Raw genomic sequence first — 19,571 nt, forward strand, 5'->3', positions numbered from 1 at the left:
CAGTCATGCTGCTCTGTCAGGAGGTTTTATGTTACTGGCAGGAGCAATTTTCATCCTGACCATCGTGTTGGTTATCTGGCAGCCGAAGGGGTTAGGGATTGGCTGGAGCGCCATGTTTGGCGCAATACTGGCACTCATATCTGGTGTAGTACACATTACCGACATTCCGGTGGTATGGAATATCGTCTGGAACGCCACAGCAACCTTTATTGCCGTGATTATCATCAGTTTGCTGCTGGATGAGTCTGGCTTTTTTGAATGGGCAGCATTGCACGTTTCCCGCTGGGGAAATGGCCGGGGTCGCCTGCTGTTTACTTATATCGTTCTGCTCGGTGCTGCGGTGGCAGCGCTATTTGCCAATGATGGTGCAGCTCTCATCCTGACGCCGATCGTTATTGCCATGTTGCTTGCGCTGGGATTCAGTAAAAGCGCTACGCTGGCATTTGTAATGGCTGCAGGGTTTATTGCCGATACCGCCAGCCTGCCGCTGATTGTGTCGAACCTGGTCAATATTGTTTCTGCTGACTTCTTCCATCTGGGATTCACGGAATATGCCTCCGTGATGGTGCCTGTGGATATTGCCGCCATTATCGCCACGCTGGTGATGCTGCATCTGTTTTTCCGCAAAGATATCCCACCGACCTATGACCTGAACCGTCTGAAAGAACCGGCTCTTGCTATCAAAGACCCGGCGACGTTCAGAACTGGCTGGATTGTATTAATCCTTCTGCTGGCAGGTTTTTTTGTGCTTGAGCCGCTGGGTATTCCTGTCAGCGCTATTGCGGCTGTGGGTGCAGCTATCCTCTTTGTCGTTGCTAAAAGAGGTCATGCCATTAATACCGGGAAAGTCTTACGTGGCGCACCGTGGCAAATCGTTATTTTCTCCCTCGGAATGTACCTGGTGGTTTACGGTCTTCGCAACGCTGGACTGACAGAATATCTCTCTGGGGTGCTGAATGTGCTGGCAGAAAATGGATTATGGTCAGCAACTTTTGGTACTGGCTTCCTGACGGCGTCCCTGTCGTCGGTCATGAACAACATGCCCACGGTGCTGATTGGCGCATTATCGATTGACGGAAGTACGGCATCCGGTGTCATCAAAGAAGCGATGATCTACGCCAACGTTATTGGGTGCGATTTGGGACCCAAAATCACCCCCATCGGGAGTCTGGCAACCTTGTTGTGGTTGCACGTGCTGTCCCAGAAAAATATGACCATCACATGGGGTTATTACTTCCGCACGGGCATTATCATGACGCTGCCCGTGCTGTTTGTCACTCTGGCCGCTCTGGCGTTGCGGCTTTCCGTCACTTTGTAATGAGATACTGATATGAGCAATATAACCATCTATCACAATCCGGCCTGTGGCACGTCGCGCAACACGCTGGAGATGATCCGTAACTGCGGCACAGAACCGACGATTATTCATTATCTTGAGACCCCGCCCTCACATGATGAGCTGGTAAAACTCATTGTCGATATGGGGATAACAGTACGTGCGCTGCTGCGTCAGAACGTAGAGCCATATGAGCAACTGGGCCTTGCCGACGATAAGTTTACTGACGAGCAGTTGCTCGGCTTTATGCTTCAGCATCCGATACTGATCAACCGTCCTGTTGTGGTGAGTCCCCTGGGGACACGACTGTGCCGACCTTCTGAAGTGGTGCTGGATATTCTTCCTGAGCCACAAAAAAGCGCATTTACGAAAGAAGATGGTGAAAGAGTCACCGACGAGTCAGGTAAGCGACTCCGGTAATCGGTGAAACCCCATTCTCAGGTGCTGAATGCCGCTTTCACCCTGAGAATAGTTTGCCGGGTGGTGTTAAATTCACGGGCAACGGCGCTGACACAGCTTCCCGCATTGAGACGTTCCATCGCAGCCCGCTTTTGATCTTCGCTCAGCGCTGATGGACGGCCAAAACGTTTTCCTGATGCTTTAGCTCGTGCAATACCAGAGTGTGTACGCTCAAGAAACAAATCCCGTTCAAATTCCGCCACCGCTGAAATAACCTGCATGGTCATTCTCCCGGCAGCGCTTGTCAGATCAACACCTCCGAGCGCCAGGCAGTGAACACGAATATCTGATGCAGCCAACTGCTCAACTGTTCTCCTGATATCCATGGCATTACGCCCAAGACGGTCCAGCTTAGTGACAATCAGCACGTCGCCATTTTCCATGCGATCAAGCAGCCGGGTGAAGCCTGGTCGCTCACCGGCGGCAACCGAACCGCTGATATGTTCTTCAATCAGTCGCTGGGGTCTGATGGAAAAACCTGCCGCTTCAATTTCCCTTTGCTGATTCTCGGTGGTTTGCTCAAGTGTGGAAACCCGGCAGTAAGCAAAAACGCGTGACATAGGAAACTTTCCGTACGAAATGGATGTCCGAATTATAACGCCTGTACGAAATGAATTTCACTTACTTTCGGATAGATATATTAGAAGGTGTACGAAACCGACCGGTTTCGGTCATAGCCAATCCATAACATATGGAAACTATACGCGAGGGAAGCATTTATGCCACGGCGACAAATACTGAGCAGTGAAGAACAGGAGCGCTTGCTGGTTATTCCAGATGATGAAATTATTCTGACCCGAATGTGCTTTTTGAATGAGCAGGATATTGCGCTCATTAATAAACACCGACGGCCAGCGAATCGCCTGGGCTTTGCTGTATTACTCTGTTATCTGCGTGGAGCTGGATTTATTCCGGACAAAAGCAGTGCTCCTCACAATGGCGTTGTATCCAGGGTTGCTTCGCGACTGAAACTTCAGCCTGATTTATGGCAGGAATATGCATCCAGAGAGCAAACCCGCTGGGAACATCTGACCAAACTTTATCGCTACCTGGAATTATCCCCGTTCAGCCGGTCAATGCAAAAAGACTGTATCCGGCATCTGCACCCCTATGGGCTCTGTCGCATTAGTGATATGAAGTGGGCAAAAGTTGCGTTGTCGGTTATTTAGGCAGCCAGCAAGTAGAATTGTTCTGCGGGTGACAATCCCTCAGTTTTCGGGTATTGATATTGCCCTTTTCGTATCATGTGGATCAGTTCGATGCCAGCCAAGATCGTCTGAGCCCGTCGAAACTAGCTGAATCCCAGCATCGGGCGTATGCGGCGTTTGATGTTGCGGTGATCTTGTTCAACCAGATTATTCAGATACTTGTTCTGCCTGACAGTCATGGTTTCTTCTTCTGGTTTATCGGCGTTGAGTGTAGTCAGCGCGGCCGTGTTGGCACCACTTTTATCAATGGTCACTATCTCAGGTTCGCCGTGGTGTCGAATGGCCTTGCGAAAGAAGCGTAATGCCGCTGGAGCATCCCGTTTGGCGGTCAGTAGAAAGTCTATAGTCTGGCCGTCGGTATCCACTGCTCGGTACAGATATTTCCATTGCCCTTTAACTTTGATGTAGGTTTCATCCATACGCCACCGCCGACCTACTGTGCGCTTGTGTCGGCGAAAAGCCTTATCCAGCAGCGGCACCAGGCGGATAACCCAACGGTGAAGCGTTGAATGGTCAACGACAATACCACGCTCTGCCATTATCTCTTCCAGGTTGCGTAAACTCAGTGAGTAAGCCAAATACCAGCGGACACACTGAGCAATAATATCGACGGGATAATGTAAGCGACGGAAGGCGTTTCGGATCAGAGACATGAGTAGGTAACATCACAAAAAAACAGCATGTTATCGAACAGCGCCTTAATGCGACAGAACCAACAGACCCCCTATTTCCGTCCCAACGCAGCTTAAGTTAATTAAAAATTAGTAGGAATATTCTGACATCAAGTTCACTTCCATTCCGATATACGCCCACGCCTGTTTATTGTTTAATCACTCCAACGAAATATATTGATCTAGATCATGTTTTGATGAAACTCAAAATAGAGCTTACATCCACATGCTGACAGACAAATCTTCATTTACCCTACATTTTAAGTTTGGATATCTTACACATGAAAAAGCAACTGATTGGTCTGACTGTTTTATCTTCTCTGGTTTTGGGTATGACTGCAGCACATGCCGCTCCTCCGACAGCTGAATTGAAAGTTATCGGTACACTGACTGTTCCAAGCTGCACCGTCGCTTCTCCAGATGAAGGTGTTTATGATTTCGGTAAATTGTCTTCATCTTTAGTGAAATCAGGGACGGCCACGACTGCGCTGACACCAATGACGAAAACTTGGACGGTAACCTGTGATGCTGATACTTATTTGAACTTCACGCCAGTCGATAACCGCGCAGCATCTGCCAGTGCCGTTGCCACCACTAACTTCGGTCTGGGTAACGTGAACACTACCGGCAAAATCGGTTACTACACTGCGTTGATTAAGAACGGCACTGTAGACGGCAAAGCGTCTAACTTGTTCTCTTCTGCAACATCCACGTTCACGGCGACAACTACAGCTAACCTGACCACAGGTCTGCGCACCGGTTGGTCATCTGCGGCTAACACCCAGAGCACCGGTAAAGTGTTTGTGGCTGATATCACAGTGAGCCCAATGTTGGCTGGCACCACCACGATGGGCGGTCCAATCACTGACGATGCAGAGCTTGACGGTTCAATGACCATGAACTTCGCTTTCGGTATCTAATTACCGCGAAGATAAATTAATAGTGGATATATATTAATAGTCAATAAGGGTCGGAATATTATTTCGGCCCTTATTTTTTGTTTTGGTTTTATTGATAATGATATTTTTTCACAAATAAAAGAGAATATACCAATGCTTATCGGCGTGAATTCCTCGCTAATATCAAGGGTAGCTGACTCGCGATGACGGAAGGGCAAACAGGTACCCATCTCCCACTTGGAACCTTCAAAAATGATTGTTCCTGAGCATTAAACTCATAATTAACACATTGATAATAATGGATTTAATAAGATAAAAATTTCGTAGGAATATTCTTACATCAAGTCCACTTCCATTCCGATATACGCCCCTTTCTGTTTATTGTTTAATCATCCCAACGAAATAAATTGATCTAGATCATGTTTAAGTGAAACTCAAAATAGAGCTTACATCCACATGCTGACAGACCAATTATCACTTAACCCTACATTTTAATTTTGGATATTTTACACATGAAAAAGCAACTGATTGGTCTGACGGTTTTATCTTCTTTGATTTTAGGCATGACAGCAGCACACGCCGCACCACCTACCGCTGAGCTGAAAGTTAAAGGTAAATTAAGTGTCCCGACATGCACTATTATCTCACCGGATAGTGGTGTTTATGATTTGGGTAAGATATCGGCAGTTAATGTAAAATCGGGGGTCACTACAACAGCATTAACACCGATTAAAAAGACTTGGACCATTACCTGTGATTCCGACACTTATCTTACCTATAAAGCCCAAGATAATCGCAGTGGAACAGAAAGTGCTGTGGCTTCCCAAAACTTTGGGTTAGGCCTTGTTAATGGTACTGGAAAAATTGGCTATTACACTGTTGTTATGAGTAACGCTAAAATCGATAATGTCTCTTCAAATATTTTATGTATTCAAACTGATGGGACATCTAATTGCACTACAACTTCACGCTTACTGCAGGGAGAGTTGCAGGGATGGTCTAATGCAGATAAATCATTAAAAGCAGGTAAAACGTTTAGTGCAGACCTTGAAGTTAGTGCTGTATTGGCTGGAACAACAACAATGAACGGCCCAATCACTGAAGACACCCAGATCGATGGCTCAATGACCATGAATTTCGCTTTTGGAATCTAAGTTACTGCACATCTTTTTTTAAAATATATTTAGTGTATTTTTCGGCTCTGTCGCATTAGTGATATGAAGTGGGCAAAAGTTGCGTTGTCGGTTATTTAGGCAGCCAGCAAGTAGAATTGTTCTGCGGGTGACAATCCCTCAGTTTTCGGGTATTGATATTGCCCTTTTCGTATCATGTGGATCAGTTCGATGCCAGCCAAGATCGTCTGAGCCCGTCGAAACTAGCTGAATCCCAGCATCGGGCGTATGCGGCGTTTGATGTTGCGGTGATCTTGTTCAACCAGATTATTCAGATACTTGTTCTGCCTGACAGTCATGGTTTCTTCTTCTGGTTTATCGGCGTTGAGTGTAGTCAGCGCGGCCGTGTTGGCACCACTTTTATCAATGGTCACTATCTCAGGTTCGCCGTGGTGTCGAATGGCCTTGCGAAAGAAGCGTAATGCCGCTGGAGCATCCCGTTTGGCGGTCAGTAGAAAGTCTATAGTCTGGCCGTCGGTATCCACTGCTCGGTACAGATATTTCCATTGCCCTTTAACTTTGATGTAGGTTTCATCCATATGAGCAATAATATCGACGGGATAATGTAAGCGACGGAAGGCGTTTCGGATCAGAGACATGGACAGGCAACACCGTAAAAAATAGCATGTTACCTGACGATGTTTTAATGCGACAGAGCCTACTTTTTATAAGGTTTTGTCACCAACCAGTTTGGCAAGTTCATTTTGAGCGGCTTCAGAAAAAAAGTGGCTGCGATCACGATAGATAGAATGATTGCTTTGAACAGCATAATCTATGCGAGTGATTAAAAAATCAGGAATGGCAATACTGACTCGTTGTTGTTTACCTTTGAATGATGATAAGTCAATGTCTATAATAAACCATGTATTATAAGTCACATACTCAGGATACGAAGCATAAGCGAGAAAACCAGCATCTTTAATATTTTCAATGGAAAAATCAGGAGTATTCAACTTAGATTCAATAGTCAATAGTCAATAGTCAATAGTCAATAGTCAATAGAATAAATTCTCTGATAATGGTTAATATATTCTCTTTAATTTCAATTGCAGATACTCTAATAGTTCGACCAGCATATAAAGCTGGAATAATAATATTATACATATCATTTGTATTTTTGTGCACTTCTAAACCAACAGAAAACAACATACACACCTCCAGATAACCATATAAAATCAGGGAGTAAAGAAAAATTACATCGACTAGGTGTTTAACGTTCAGTGGAACGAAAACTTACGTTAAGTTATACCCTCACTTATTTTGATTGGAGCGGTTAATTTTCCTTTTTTAAAACTATTCTAATGAAAGAACATAGGTTCTTATCGTGAAGCCATTTTTTTCACCAATTACCTTTATTACATAACCGTATTTTTACATGATACTGACCGTTTCAAACATTTCCAGCAAAGGCGATCAAGTCTACTTGTCCCTAAAAAAGGAACGGACCCTCATAAGTTCCACCATTGACGTCACGCCGAGTTTCTTCATGGCTGAACGTTTATGCCCACTTATGGTCTTTTGGCTTTTATTTAACGCTGATGCAATCGTGTGGCCTGACCACTCGTCAAAGACTAAGTTAAGCACTTCCCATTCTTTTGGTGTTAAACTTGCAGAGAGAGGCTTTGTTGGAAGAGTCCTCGATATGTTATACAACAGTCCATGGGTATAAATAACCGACTGAAGCTTATATCTTATAGTAACTAGATCGTCATCGGTGAAAATAATATGTACATGAGACAGAATGGATACGTAATGAAAGAAATGACTGAATTGTCTGTGGGTAATAACAAAAACTCTTTCATGTGGATTAGGAGGATATAATCGGCTGATCAACTATTTTATGTTTAATGTCTCTAAAAAGATAAATATGATACAGTAATTTTCTTCCTGTAAATCAAACAATCTATGTGACTCCCACACAGCAAGAATCTCATCGGTAATAGCCAGAATCCCGCCCCACAAAAAACTATCGCCACACCCTTCTACTTTATATTTAATCATGCTTAGTCACTTAATTTAATAGCAGTTAATCACACTAACAAGTTTGGTAAGATATTAACTTACATGTGCGGACTAATTATTGCAACAGTGCTCCTTAAACAATAAACAGGCGTGGGCGTATATCGGAATGGAAGTGAACTTGATGTCAGAATATTCTCACTAGACTATTTTTCTAGCGGCTTAATGTATTGGGAATAACCTTTAGTGATTTAAAACTCAAGGGCACCATTCTCTGGTGGCCCCTGAGCATTAGACGAGTATTAACGTGTGACAGGAAGAGCGACTTCCGTTTGCACAAAACCATAGCGGCTCAGTGGCGTGACTTTCACAGATGTCGGTGATGACTTGATCGAGAATTGTTTGCTGGTGCCCGGCATAATATACGGGTTACCCAACGGAACGACTTCATTACTCGGGACTAAAACCACCTGTGGCCCCAGACGAACAACATGTTTACCTGGGTTTTTAATCGTCAAATTATTCCCTGATACGGAGAAAACCAGCTCCTCCCAAGGGTTTTTAATTTGTGGCACTGCGCTCGGCTGAATAAGAAAACCAATTTCCTGACGGATAGGCATGACGGTGGCATTACCAGAGACCTGCTCAACCCCTTCAAATGCCGCTTTTAGCAATACTTCATTGTCCAGTACGGCGCCTTTTTTCAGCACGAAGTTCACTTGCTGACTTTGGCCAGCATCAATGCGTGTCACTGGTGGTGAAATCAAAATCTGCTTACTGAAATCTTTGCCATCAATATCAATCAGTTTTGTCACCAGCAAAATAGGGTTGGCGGAAGTGTTATCAATGGTAAAACTCGCACGCCCCTCGCTTTCTTTCAATATGACGGTCGTACTTTCTAATTTGAACGATGCATTAGAGGCTAGACTCCAGCAGCTCAATAGCACCAGCACATTGAAAACAAGAAACGATTTAAAGCGATTATATACCGAGGTATAGGTCACGGTATTCTCGCTGCGATGACTGACAATGGTCTTTTTCATAATAAATCCTGTGTCTGGAATATCGATTAGATCTCTTTTGCTGGCCGCCACTCACATTAATGACATACCGCATCAGCAACTTCATACAATGTATCTGGATCAAATTTCTCCGGCACCCCATAACTTACAATGCACTCGCCCCGGTTGGCGGCCTTAACTCGCAGCGTGGCACCAATTGCGTTGTTTTCCAACATAAAATTACCATCTCCAATCAGCGTTCCGAGGAAATTACCCTTGTCATCCAGCACGTTTGCTCCCACTGGCAGAGCCTCGCCATTGCTGTCACGAATGGTCAGCAGCAACTGGCGTGTTTCTGTTGCCTCAAAATTACGGGTTGCCACCGTGCCGCGGGTCATCATCAAATCGGCACTGGTACTGTTGAGACGTATATTCAATGGCAATGTTTTGGTACTAATTTGGGCCTTGGATGCACTGTAAGGCATCACTGATGGCAACAGCGCTGTGCCAGCATAGTCGGTTATGGACATCCCACTGCTCGGTGATGATACCCGTAAATTTGACTGACTAGGCACGTTCACTATTGCGAAGGTGTCACCAATGGCCGATGCCGAAGTTGCAAAGGTATTGTTCGCGTAAGCCATTGAACCACTAGATGCCACATACGCTGAACGACTATTGTTATTGGCCTGAGAAATCCCACTCGCCAGTTGTGAATAGGCTGTTTTCACATTCATTGCGCCATTAACTCGTTGCTGATTATTACCGCCCGTCACCCCCACGGAATACCCTTTGTTATCACCCCAAGCCCCTTGATAAGTGCTGCCCAGCGTCGTATTACCATTATTACGTTGCATCCGGCCAGTGAGAGACCCATTACCCAGTGGCATACTGAGTCCCAAATAGACAGCATTACGCCCCTGTGAACTTGACTGAACACTCAACGTAGTGGTCACTCGGCCAAATTGTTCACTGGCGGAAAACGTATGGGAGACACTGTTCTCTGCCTGATAATACATATTATTAGACAAAACATAGGAAAATGCGCCCCAGCGAGGATGTGCCCAGGTCACGGCTGCTGATGTGGCATTTTTCAGTTTGCCAACGGACAGGTCAGCCAAATTATTACCGCCACTTAGGGCATTATCAGGTGACCAGTAATTGCTTGATTCGTAAACCGTCGATAAAGACGCACTCAGGTTGCCGTTAATAGACACCTGATTTTGCAATCCGAGTTGGTAACCTTGTCCGGCACCTTGGGTATTGGTATAGCTCGCGGTGGCTGAAATCCAAGCACTCTCAAACCCGCTGTATAGATTTTGCGCACTGATATTTTGGTAATCGGCAGAAAGCAGCCCAGCGGTAGTGACCTGAAATGCATTCGCCGGACTAAATGCCATCTCGCCTGTTGCCAGTAAGGGAGACTTGCTTTCACTGCCACTGAGAGTGTCGCGGTAGCGGCCCAGTGCTAGCTGGTAGGTTGTCGCTTGTTGTTCAAAATTGGGATCAAGGGCGTTCGCGACGGTAAAATGTTGCTGGGTGCCGTCTTCTTCAATCACATCAACATCCGTAGGGACACCGCTGGAGAAATTGCTGATATTGGATAATGAGAACGGGCCCGGTGCCACCACGGTGCGGTAAATAACCCGCCCACGCTGGCGAATTTCGATAGTGGCGTTGGTGTTGGCAATCCCTTCAATGGGCACAACCAGTTGGGTGTTATTGAGTTGGGCATTATCGGAATAAAGCTGGGCACCCATCACTGGCAGACCAGAGTATGTATTGGCGACTAGGCCAAACTCCCCCAACTGTACCACCGACTTTAAAGATTCAATGGCGCGTAATGCGTAGGTTTCCTGATTATCATAATGGCCCACCCCTTGGTTGTAATTATAAGAACCTCGGTTGCGCACCACCCAGTTATAAAAATTAATACCCGGCTCGAATTGCCCCTGAAATAAATTCAGGTTGTCATTGTTGTTTTCGATGCGCTGGCCGAATAAATTATAATTTAGCAATAAGGCGTGGCCGCCCCGCTGATATTCACTTTCTTCCAGTTCAGGGTCAAAGGCTTCTTGCGGTAATGTCATTTCTACTCGGAATTGCCCAGGAAAGAGCTTAACGACCACTCCGGGCCACAGAGTTTCAATATTCTCGCAACTGTCGCCACTGTCTTTATAGTGTAACTTTAATGCCATCAGCAGTTTTCGGTCCGCACATAGCTGACCTTCGCTACCGAAAGTCGCTTCAGTACGGTAGGTTTTACTGGCATTGATAATAATGGTGACGTCATGCTGACCCGGTAAGAATTTATCTGCTCCGCTAAAGAAATCAGCTAATTCTGCTGAATAGCCTAAACCTTCCAGTGTTTTTATATCAAATGCGGCAGCGCCCTCTTTTGTTGCAGAGAATCCTGCCACAGGGAAAAGGGAAAGTAGGCATGCTATATAAAGGAATGAACGCTGGCGACTGGCCACAAAGTATCCCAAATAGAGTGAGCAATTATTTATCGATAATAGTGCATCTTTCTGCTGATTATTATAAGTCGACAGAAAAATACACTAAATATATTTTAAAAAAAGATGTGCAGTAACTTAGATTCCAAAAGCGAAATTCATGGTCATTGAGCCATCGATCTGGGTGTCTTCAGTGATTGGGCCGTTCATTGTTGTTGTTCCAGCCAATACAGCACTAACTTCAAGGTCTGCACTAAACGTTTTACCTGCTTTTAATGATTTATCTGCATTAGACCATCCCTGCAACTCTCCCTGCAGTAAGCGTGAAGTTGTAGTGCAATTAGATGTCCCATCAGTTTGAATACATAAAATATTTGAAGAGACATTATCGATTTTAGCGTTACTCATAACAACAGTGTAATAGCCAATTTTTCCAGTACCATTAACAAGGCCTAACCCAAAGTTTTGGGAAGCCACAGCACTTTCTGTTCCACTGCGATTATCTTGGGCTTTATAGGTAAGATAAGTGTCGGAATCACAGGTAATGGTCCAAGTCTTTTTAATCGGTGTTAATGCTGTTGTAGTGACCCCCGATTTTACATTAACTGCCGATATCTTACCCAAATCATAAACACCACTATCCGGTGAGATAATAGTGCATGTCGGGACACTTAATTTACCTTTAACTTTCAGCTCAGCGGTAGGTGGTGCGGCGTGTGCTGCTGTCATGCCTAAAATCAAAGAAGATAAAACCGTCAGACCAATCAGTTGCTTTTTCATGTGTAAAATATCCAAAATTAAAATGTAGGGTTAAGTGATAATTGGTCTGTCAGCATGTGGATGTAAGCTCTATTTTGAGTTTCACTTAAACATGATCTAGATCAATTTATTTCGTTGGGATGATTAAACAATAAACAGAAAGGGGCGTATATCGGAATGGAAGTGGACTTGATGTAAGAATATTCCTACGAAATTTTTATCTTATTAAATCCATTATTATCAATGTGTTAATTATGAGTTTAATGCTCAGGAACAATCATTTTTGAAGGTTCCAAGTGGGAGATGGGTACCTGTTTGCCCTTCCGTCATCGCGAGTCAGCTACCCTTGATATTAGCGAGGAATTCACGCCGATAAGCATTGGTATATTCTCTTTTATTTGTGAAAAAATATCATTATCAATAAAACCAAAACAAAAAATAAGGGCCGAAATAATATTCCGACCCTTATTGACTATTAATATATATCCACTATTAATTTATCTTCGCGGTAATTAGATACCGAAAGCGAAGTTCATGGTCATTGAACCGTCAAGCTCTGCATCGTCAGTGATTGGACCGCCCATCGTGGTGGTGCCAGCCAACATTGGGCTCACTGTGATATCAGCCACAAACACTTTACCGGTGCTCTGGGTGTTAGCCGCAGATGACCAACCGGTGCGCAGACCTGTGGTCAGGTTAGCTGTAGTTGTCGCCGTGAACGTGGATGTTGCAGAAGAGAACAAGTTAGACGCTTTGCCGTCTACAGTGCCGTTCTTAATCAACGCAGTGTAGTAACCGATTTTGCCGGTAGTGTTCACGTTACCCAGACCGAAGTTAGTGGTGGCAACGGCACTGGCAGATGCTGCGCGGTTATCGACTGGCGTGAAGTTCAAATAAGTATCAGCATCACAGGTTACCGTCCAAGTTTTCGTCATTGGTGTCAGCGCAGTCGTGGCCGTCCCTGATTTCACTAAAGATGAAGACAATTTACCGAAATCATAAACACCTTCATCTGGAGAAGCGACGGTGCAGCTTGGAACAGTCAGTGTACCGATAACTTTCAATTCAGCTGTCGGAGGAGCGGCATGTGCTGCAGTCATACCCAAAACCAGAGAAGATAAAACAGTCAGACCAATCAGTTGCTTTTTCATGTGTAAGATATCCAAACTTAAAATGTAGGGTAAATGAAGATTTGTCTGTCAGCATGTGGATGTAAGCTCTATTTTGAGTTTCATCAAAACATGATCTAGATCAATATATTTCGTTGGAGTGATTAAACAATAAACAGGCGTGGGCGTATATCGGAATGGAAGTGAACTTGATGTCAGAATATTCCTACTAATTTTTAATTAACTTAAGCTGCGTTGGGACGGAAATAGGGGGTCTGTTGGTTCTGTCGCATTAAGGCGCTGTTCGATAACATGCTGTTTTTTTGTGATGTTACCTACTCATGTCTCTGATCCGAAACGCCTTCCGTCGCTTACATTATCCCGTCGATATTATTGCTCAGTGTGTCCGCTGGTATTTGGCTTACTCACTGAGTTTACGCAACCTGGAAGAGATAATGGCAGAGCGTGGTATTGTCGTTGACCATTCAACGCTTCACCGTTGGGTTATCCGCCTGGTGCCGCTGCTGGATAAGGCTTTTCGCCGACACAAGCGCACAGTAGGTCGGCGGTGGCGTATGGATGAAACCTACATCAAAGTTAAAGGGCAATGGAAATATCTGTACCGAGCAGTGGATACCGACGGCCAGACTATAGACTTTCTACTGACCGCCAAACGGGATGCTCCAGCGGCATTACGCTTCTTTCGCAAGGCCATTCGACACCACGGCGAACCTGAGATAGTGACCATTGATAAAAGTGGTGCCAACACGGCCGCGCTGACTACACTCAACGCCGATAAACCAGAAGAAGAAACCATGACTGTCAGGCAGAACAAGTATCTGAATAATCTGGTTGAACAAGATCACCGCAACATCAAACGCCGCATACGCCCGATGCTGGGATTCAGCTAGTTTCGACGGGCTCAGACGATCTTGGCTGGCATCGAACTGATCCACATGATACGAAAAGGGCAATATCAATACCCGAAAACTGAGGGATTGTCACCCGCAGAACAATTCTACTTGCTGGCTGCCTAAATAACCGACAACGCAACTTTTGCCCACTTCATATCACTAATGCGACAGAGCCCTAAAAATCAGCACGGTTGATGCGGTCAGAAAGCAGCTCAAGCTGAGTTGGAATGCCGTGGACGGCATCATGATGCGCGCCGTTAAACGGGGCCTTGCCCGGATAAAAAAGCCTTTATCGGCCCGCCACCTCTGCGTGGATGAAGTGGCCTTTAAAAAAGGCCATCAGTACGTCACCGTTATCTCTGACCGCCAGGGGCGGGCCTTGAAACTGACCGATGACCGCGGTGTTGAGAGCCTTGCCGGTTATCTGCGTCATCTGAGCGATCGCCAGTTGGATGAGATAAAAACGCTGTCGATGGACATGGCCTATATCAGCGCCGCTCGCATCCATCTCCCCAATGCCGTGGATAAAATCGCCTTCGACCACTTCCATGTGGCAAAAACGCTTTGCGCCGTTGTTGATAAAACTCGCATGGCAGAAATGAAACGCATCTCGCCGTCAGACAGGAAAGGGGCTCATCGTTCACGGTACCTGTGGTTTTACGGTAAACAGAACCGTCACGGGCGAAGAGCTGAACGGCTGGAAGCTGCACGTCTGGTGTTACCCGAAACTAGCCAGTGTTGGGTAATGAAAGAACTTGCCCGCGACCTGTGGCACCGGCGTTATGACGACCATAGCCGTAGGCTGTGGCAGGAATGGATGTTCATGGCAAAACACAGCGGAATACCCCTTATGGCAAGCGTTGGCCGGATGGTGGCAAAGCGTCTTTATGGCATCCTAAATGCGATAAAAAACCGGGTATCGAACGGTAATGCGGAGTCTCTGAACAGTAAAGTACGGCTACTCAGGATCAAATCACGGGGCTTCAGGAATAAAGAACGGTTCAAGCTGGGCGTGATGTTCCAGTATGGAAAGCTTAACATGGCGTTCTGAGTCTCCCACCATGATCGGGGAAGACCCACGCATATACAGTAATAATAACCGGAATTATCTCAATAGCAAGTAAGAGAACAACGCCGTATCAGGTCTTCGACCTAACATAATAATTTCAGAACAAATTAACTTCCGGCTATTCCTGCAATTCTCGGTGTACGCATTTTCTTATTCTCCCGCCCCGCTAAACAGTTCCACCGCCAGGCATGACAACAAGTGTGCGCTATCGCCGTCTACTACATCCGTTCTCACTTCCTGCGGTCGTTGCGCTGCGGCTTTGCAGACGCACTTGCAATCACGCTTATCTGGCAGAGGCCCTGACGCTTTACGGCGCGAGAAACAGAAAACTCGCGATTAACAGCAAAGGGGAATACACCAGATGAAAATTCATAACGCCGAAATACTGGGCAACTCATTAAATTTAGGCCACCTGTTCTCACGTTCACCACTCCAAAACCTGTTTGATCCCTCGAACCGGCGCCCTGGCGTGTCAGCTGCTCAGTATCGCAAGGAGTTTGTATCCATTTTCAAACACTTGGCACCACATCATCACCGTTTTGATGTGTTTCGTGATTTTGTACATGCAGCTGCTATTGCTATTCAAAATGCTTTTTTAAAGTCAGATGAGTTAGAGCAAGAATATTTTGTAATTGAAAGACGCTTAGGCAAAGAGAATATGAGTCAGTTATCTCAATTGCTAGGGTGTGTTATTGGTGCTTTGGACGCAGAGCCGAGTGACTTTCTGGGGAGTCTCTATATGGAATTAGAGTTGAGTGCGTCCAGTTTAGGTCAATTATTTACCCCTTATTCATTATCGGAAATGATGGCAGCATTAACGATGTCTGACGCAGTACAAAACTTAAACAAACATCCCTTTATAACTTACAATGAACCAGCCTGTGGGGCCGGTGGGATGGCTATTGCAGCAGCGATGTATATGCGAGAAAACGGGTATAACCCCCAAGAGCAAATTTTTATGGTTTGCACTGACATTGATGGCATGGTTGCTGATATGTGTTACATCCAATTATCGTTGTTGTGTATCCCTGCCCAAGTTATTACCGGTAATACACTCACACTCACACTCACACTGACAGTGAATAGAACTTTCCATACACCTTTTTGGTATCTGGGAGGGTGGGAAGAGAAGTTAAAACACGCTGAAGCCGTTGAGCGGATGATGACGATATTCTCCCGCCTGCAAGCCGCTTAATACTTTAAATACAAAGTGATATATAGAAATCACATATCACTTTGATTTAGAGTAATTGATAATAGTAACTTTATATTTTACATCTTGTAACTTTTAATGATACAATGCATGTACGGAATGGAATGACGGAACAGACAATGATTAAGTCTTTTCGGGATAAAAACCTAGAACTGTTCTATATGGAAAGTAAACGAGATCGCGCGATACCGGCAACAATAGAGCGCCAGTTAGCGAAGAAGCTTGATATGTTGGCCGCCGCACATAATGAGCGAGATTTGTTTATTCCAACCAGTAATTACTACAAGCGTCTCTCAGGGCAGTTTGATGGCTGGTCAAGTATGAGAGTCAATATTCAATGGCGGTTAATGTTTCAATGGAAAGACGGATATGCTGAAAGCATCTACCTCGATCCTCATCAAGACACCTAGCAGGGGGATTTATGCTTGATACCACTACTCGCGAACCTACTACGGTAGGCGAAATTTTGCAGGAAGAATTTTTAACCCCATTAGCCATTGGGCAGGAAGAACTGGCCGATATTATGGGCGTGACTCGCGCAACGGTTAACCGTTTGTGCAAAGGCCGTCGTCGTCTGACTGTAGAAGAAGCGACGCTGTTTTCTGAGTTGTTTGAGACGACGCCCGAATTTTGGTTGAACCTCCAAGCCGCTCATGACCGTTGGGAAGCACGAGAAGCGCTTCAAAAACATAAGCGACCCCCAATGCGTCCTATCATGGAAATGTTGGGGCGGCGTATCTCACACGCTTGATCCTGCCAAATAGAAACCGCTCATGATGAGCGGTTTTTTTCATCCCAAATCTGACCAATATACCCCCCGCTTGCGACGAGCTTCGCTCGTGCCGCTCTCACTGCTGGCACTGATGTGCCAGCGTCTGGGAAAGCCAGGCTAAAGCCCGGCCTTTCTGGTGATCCCCTTTACTCTGGCAATAGCGCTGTGAGTCTTTCGCCGTGACAGACGCTATGCCGGGGCGCAGTCAGCGCAAGGGTTCATGGTTAGGAAGTTGAATCCCTTTTTCTCCCTTAGGTCAGAGGCAAAATAGAGGGATAGGGCCATGACTTTCAACAGTCAGGGCTTTGTTAGATCGACGGTTGATTAAAATAAATACCGTTTTGATGCGAAATCCAAATTTCAGGCAGACCTTCCCTATGCCGCCTACCGCAACCATCGCTCTGTTTTGAACGCCTGCCGACGTCGCGCCAATAACTCTTCTGCACGGATACCGGCTTCCGCACTGTTAAAAACCATCCGACTACCACACAACACGCACTGGTAAGGATCCACATTCGTAAATTGTTTCATCAGCGACGCAAAGCCCGGTTTCTGCGGTTTTTTCTTCATTTCAATCCCCAGGGCGGTGTAGACCTTAGGCAATAACTCACCCCGTTTGCGGTTGGCCAGAAAACCGTAATACCTCACCATCTTAAAATGACGTGACGGGATATGGCTGATATAGCGCCACAGCATCTCTTCCTGGCTGAGTCGTTGCGTGCGGTGTTGCTGAGTCCGATGGTCATAGTAATGATGAACAACGGCTCCGCTGGTGTAATGACGCAGTTTTGAGGCGGCAATCGGTGGCCGTTTCAGATAGCGGCCGAGGTAGTTGACGTTTTGCCGGGCATGTTTCGTCTTTTTAGCAAAGTGGATTTTCCAGCGACGCTGAAACTGCGCCTCAAGAAACTGGCACCATTCCCGGTAATGCCGAATGTGTTGATAGCCTGCAGCCGATAAATTGAGCGAGGCATAGCTTTCTCGCAACAGGGTAATAAAATATAATCATCTGGTCGCTAACCTAGTGATTTTTCACAATTGTCAGGCGCTGACCCAGGCCCTGAAGGAACTGGAAGTTGAGGGGATGATTTTAACTCCTGAGATTCTGGCCAGGTTCAGCCCGTACCGCACGCATCATATCAATCGATTTGGTTTATCAGAGGTCAAAGAACGTCATCCCCCGCCCGCAAACTATGACGTTAAATTCTGACAGATCAGATGTGTCAAGGCTTGGCGGGCGATCTTACGCATTTACGCACGAATCCTTACGCTTAGCCATTCACAGTCGGGCAGGATGTGCTGTTGCTCGGCAATCCATTGCTCGGTGGCTTTCATGCCACAGGCGCTGCAGCCTTTACTTTTACAACTTTGGCAAAAGTATTTGGTGTGAGAACAATGGGCAGAGGCGCAACAATAGCGGCGAACGCCCATGGCACCGGTTCCGCAAGCAAGCATCCGCTCGACGACCAGTTTGGTCCATTCGGGGACGAGGTTGCCGTGTTTAGTGAGTAATTGATCCCAACCATCATCAATCTGGAAAAGGAGTTTTGCCGGTCGAGGTATGTGCATACACAGGATTATAACGAGCGACTATGCATGAAGAAACACATTCTCTAACAGAGTCTTAGCTCCCGACGCAGGCGGGCTACTGTTCATTGTGGTGCCGGATGGCCTTGCGAAAGAAGCGCAAGGCGGCGGCATCCCGTTTGGCCATCAGTAGAAAGTCTATGGTCTGGCCCTTACTGTCGACAGCCCGGTACAAATATTTCCACTGTCCTTTGATTTTGATGTAGGTTTCATCCATGCGCCACCGTCGACCTACATTGCGTTTATACCGGCGAAAGGCCTTATCAAGGTGCGGGACCAGGCGAATGACCCAGCGGTGTAACGTGGAATGGTCAACGACAATACCGCGCTCCGCCATCATTTCTTCCAGATTGCGAAGGCTCAGGGCGTAAGCCAGATACCAGCGAACACATTGCGCAATAATATCGATGGGATAGTGCAGGCGTTTGAACGCGTTTCGGATCAGAGACATGGACAGGCAACACCGTAAAAAATAGCATGTTACCTGACGATGTTTTAATGCGACAGAGCCGAGCGTGATCTTACACATTTACGTATGAATCCTTACGTCTAGCCAATAAAGGAATTTTCCTACATCGCGTACACGCCTATTCCGATAGATATCTTTTTAAGATTATTGCTATCATTAATTTTCTTAAAAAAATGTATAAGACGTTATAAAAATATAATTATCAATCCTACAATAGAATGTAGTGTATTTGATTAATCATTTAGAACAATCTAATGTTATTAACATGACTGCAGTTCAATTGAATATTGTTTATGTTCGCTCAGGACGGTCAGACCTGATGATGAAACTCCACTATCACTGGTGTATTAGTTAATATCTTGGTGGGTTTATTTTCTTTGAATCGTCTGTATTTACTTTGTGATTTTTTAAAAACACTTTATTTCCTAATGATATATACCGATAAGACCGAAAAATTACGCAGCATTCCCTATTAAATGCAGTTTTTATACCTTTACTCTTAAGAGATGCTAATTCAT

15 protein-coding genes and 9 pseudogenes are annotated in these 19,571 nt (G+C 45.5%); 11 read left to right on the top strand and 13 right to left on the bottom strand.

Annotated features, from left to right (window positions below; genetic code table 11):
• Positions 1-28: 28 nt before the first annotated feature.
• Both DA391_RS23680 and arsC read left to right on the top strand, forming a co-directional pair.
• A complete protein-coding gene (locus tag DA391_RS23680; protein ID WP_025376939.1) occupies positions 29-1,318 on the top strand; it encodes an arsenic transporter in 1,290 nt (429 codons plus the stop codon).
• Between the two features lie 12 nt (positions 1,319-1,330).
• Positions 1,331-1,756 (top strand): glutaredoxin-dependent arsenate reductase, encoded by a 426-nt coding sequence (arsC, locus tag DA391_RS23685; RefSeq protein ID WP_025376938.1) that lies wholly within the window; start codon positions 1,331-1,333, stop codon positions 1,754-1,756.
• Positions 1,757-1,773: 17 nt separating this feature from the next.
• Here the strand turns inward: arsC and DA391_RS23690 are convergent, their stop codons facing one another.
• Positions 1,774-2,355 carry a recombinase family protein gene (locus tag DA391_RS23690; protein ID WP_025376937.1) on the bottom strand — a complete coding sequence of 194 codons (582 nt, stop codon included), beginning with the start codon at positions 2,353-2,355 and terminating at the stop codon, positions 1,774-1,776.
• A 159-nt stretch (positions 2,356-2,514) separates the two neighbouring features.
• Here DA391_RS23690 and DA391_RS23695 point away from each other — a divergent pair.
• A pseudogene (locus DA391_RS23695) lies at positions 2,515-2,913 on the top strand (DUF4158 domain-containing protein); the annotation flags it as partial.
• A 47-nt stretch (positions 2,914-2,960) separates the two neighbouring features.
• Here DA391_RS23695 and DA391_RS23700 read toward each other — a convergent pair.
• Positions 2,961-3,656, bottom strand: a pseudogene (locus DA391_RS23700) (IS6 family transposase).
• Positions 3,657-3,955: 299 nt separating this feature from the next.
• Between DA391_RS23700 and DA391_RS23705 the strand changes: the two are divergent.
• Positions 3,956-4,594 (top strand): DUF1120 domain-containing protein, encoded by a 639-nt coding sequence (locus tag DA391_RS23705; RefSeq protein ID WP_108088347.1) that lies wholly within the window; start codon positions 3,956-3,958, stop codon positions 4,592-4,594.
• Positions 4,595-5,085: 491 nt separating this feature from the next.
• Positions 5,086-5,727 (top strand): DUF1120 domain-containing protein, encoded by a 642-nt coding sequence (locus tag DA391_RS23710; RefSeq protein ID WP_087769695.1) that lies wholly within the window; start codon positions 5,086-5,088, stop codon positions 5,725-5,727.
• Positions 5,728-5,822: 95 nt separating this feature from the next.
• On the opposite strand, the pseudogene DA391_RS23715 reads toward DA391_RS23710, so the two are convergent.
• The 8 genes and pseudogenes from DA391_RS23715 to DA391_RS23745 all read right to left on the bottom strand — a co-directional run bounded on the left by DA391_RS23715 (position 5,823) and on the right by DA391_RS23745 (position 13,071).
• Positions 5,823-6,344 (bottom strand): annotated as a pseudogene (locus DA391_RS23715) (IS6 family transposase).
• A 66-nt stretch (positions 6,345-6,410) separates the two neighbouring features.
• Positions 6,411-6,698, bottom strand: a complete 288-nt coding sequence (locus tag DA391_RS23720) for a type II toxin-antitoxin system HicB family antitoxin (RefSeq protein WP_226720763.1) — start codon at positions 6,696-6,698, stop codon at positions 6,411-6,413.
• A 28-nt stretch (positions 6,699-6,726) separates the two neighbouring features.
• On the bottom strand, positions 6,727-6,894 hold the full coding sequence (locus DA391_RS24300) for a hypothetical protein (RefSeq protein ID WP_159074587.1): 168 nt from the start codon (positions 6,892-6,894) through the stop codon (positions 6,727-6,729).
• A gap of 270 nt (positions 6,895-7,164) precedes the next feature.
• Complete coding sequence (locus tag DA391_RS24765; protein ID WP_088130888.1) at positions 7,165-7,578, bottom strand: helix-turn-helix transcriptional regulator; 414 nt, start codon at positions 7,576-7,578, stop codon at positions 7,165-7,167.
• A 428-nt stretch (positions 7,579-8,006) separates the two neighbouring features.
• Positions 8,007-8,747 carry a fimbria/pilus chaperone family protein gene (locus DA391_RS23730; RefSeq protein ID WP_098905038.1) on the bottom strand — a complete coding sequence of 247 codons (741 nt, stop codon included), beginning with the start codon at positions 8,745-8,747 and terminating at the stop codon, positions 8,007-8,009.
• Between the two features lie 56 nt (positions 8,748-8,803).
• Complete coding sequence (locus DA391_RS23735; protein ID WP_108088349.1) at positions 8,804-11,182, bottom strand: fimbria/pilus outer membrane usher protein; 2,379 nt, start codon at positions 11,180-11,182, stop codon at positions 8,804-8,806.
• A 117-nt stretch (positions 11,183-11,299) separates the two neighbouring features.
• Positions 11,300-11,941, bottom strand: coding sequence for a DUF1120 domain-containing protein (locus DA391_RS23740; RefSeq protein ID WP_087769695.1), 642 nt, complete (start codon positions 11,939-11,941; stop codon positions 11,300-11,302).
• A 491-nt stretch (positions 11,942-12,432) separates the two neighbouring features.
• Complete coding sequence (locus DA391_RS23745; protein WP_108088347.1) at positions 12,433-13,071, bottom strand: DUF1120 domain-containing protein; 639 nt, start codon at positions 13,069-13,071, stop codon at positions 12,433-12,435.
• Between the two features lie 299 nt (positions 13,072-13,370).
• Between DA391_RS23745 and DA391_RS23750 the strand changes: the two are divergent.
• The 5 genes and pseudogenes from DA391_RS23750 (at position 13,371) to DA391_RS23770 (ending at position 16,976) form a co-directional block, all read left to right on the top strand.
• Positions 13,371-14,066 (top strand): annotated as a pseudogene (locus tag DA391_RS23750) (IS6 family transposase).
• Positions 14,067-14,118: 52 nt separating this feature from the next.
• Positions 14,119-14,994: pseudogene (locus DA391_RS23755) on the top strand (ISL3 family transposase); the annotation flags it as partial.
• Between the two features lie 487 nt (positions 14,995-15,481).
• A complete protein-coding gene (locus DA391_RS23760; protein ID WP_159074589.1) occupies positions 15,482-16,207 on the top strand; it encodes an N-6 DNA methylase in 726 nt (241 codons plus the stop codon).
• 137 nt (positions 16,208-16,344) lie between these two features.
• Positions 16,345-16,635, top strand: coding sequence for a type II toxin-antitoxin system RelE/ParE family toxin (locus DA391_RS23765; protein ID WP_049615238.1), 291 nt, complete (start codon positions 16,345-16,347; stop codon positions 16,633-16,635).
• Positions 16,636-16,646: 11 nt separating this feature from the next.
• Positions 16,647-16,976, top strand: coding sequence for a HigA family addiction module antitoxin (locus DA391_RS23770; protein ID WP_049615233.1), 330 nt, complete (start codon positions 16,647-16,649; stop codon positions 16,974-16,976).
• Between the two features lie 405 nt (positions 16,977-17,381).
• Here DA391_RS23770 and DA391_RS23775 read toward each other — a convergent pair.
• A pseudogene (locus DA391_RS23775) lies at positions 17,382-17,993 on the bottom strand (IS91 family transposase); the annotation flags it as partial.
• Between DA391_RS23775 and DA391_RS23780 the strand changes: the two are divergent.
• Positions 17,986-18,207: pseudogene (locus DA391_RS23780) on the top strand (Tn3 family transposase); the annotation flags it as partial. The pseudogenes DA391_RS23775 and DA391_RS23780 sit on opposite strands and share 8 nt — an antisense overlap.
• A gap of 58 nt (positions 18,208-18,265) precedes the next feature.
• On the opposite strand, the pseudogene DA391_RS23785 reads toward DA391_RS23780, so the two are convergent.
• Positions 18,266-18,566 (bottom strand): annotated as a pseudogene (locus DA391_RS23785) (transposase zinc-binding domain-containing protein); the annotation flags it as partial.
• A gap of 82 nt (positions 18,567-18,648) precedes the next feature.
• A pseudogene (locus tag DA391_RS23790) lies at positions 18,649-19,035 on the bottom strand (IS6 family transposase); the annotation flags it as partial.
• Positions 19,036-19,571: the final 536 nt, after the last annotated feature.

It is taken from the genome of Yersinia massiliensis (assembly GCF_003048255.1).
GTDB classification, from domain to species: domain Bacteria; phylum Pseudomonadota; class Gammaproteobacteria; order Enterobacterales; family Enterobacteriaceae; genus Yersinia; species Yersinia massiliensis_A.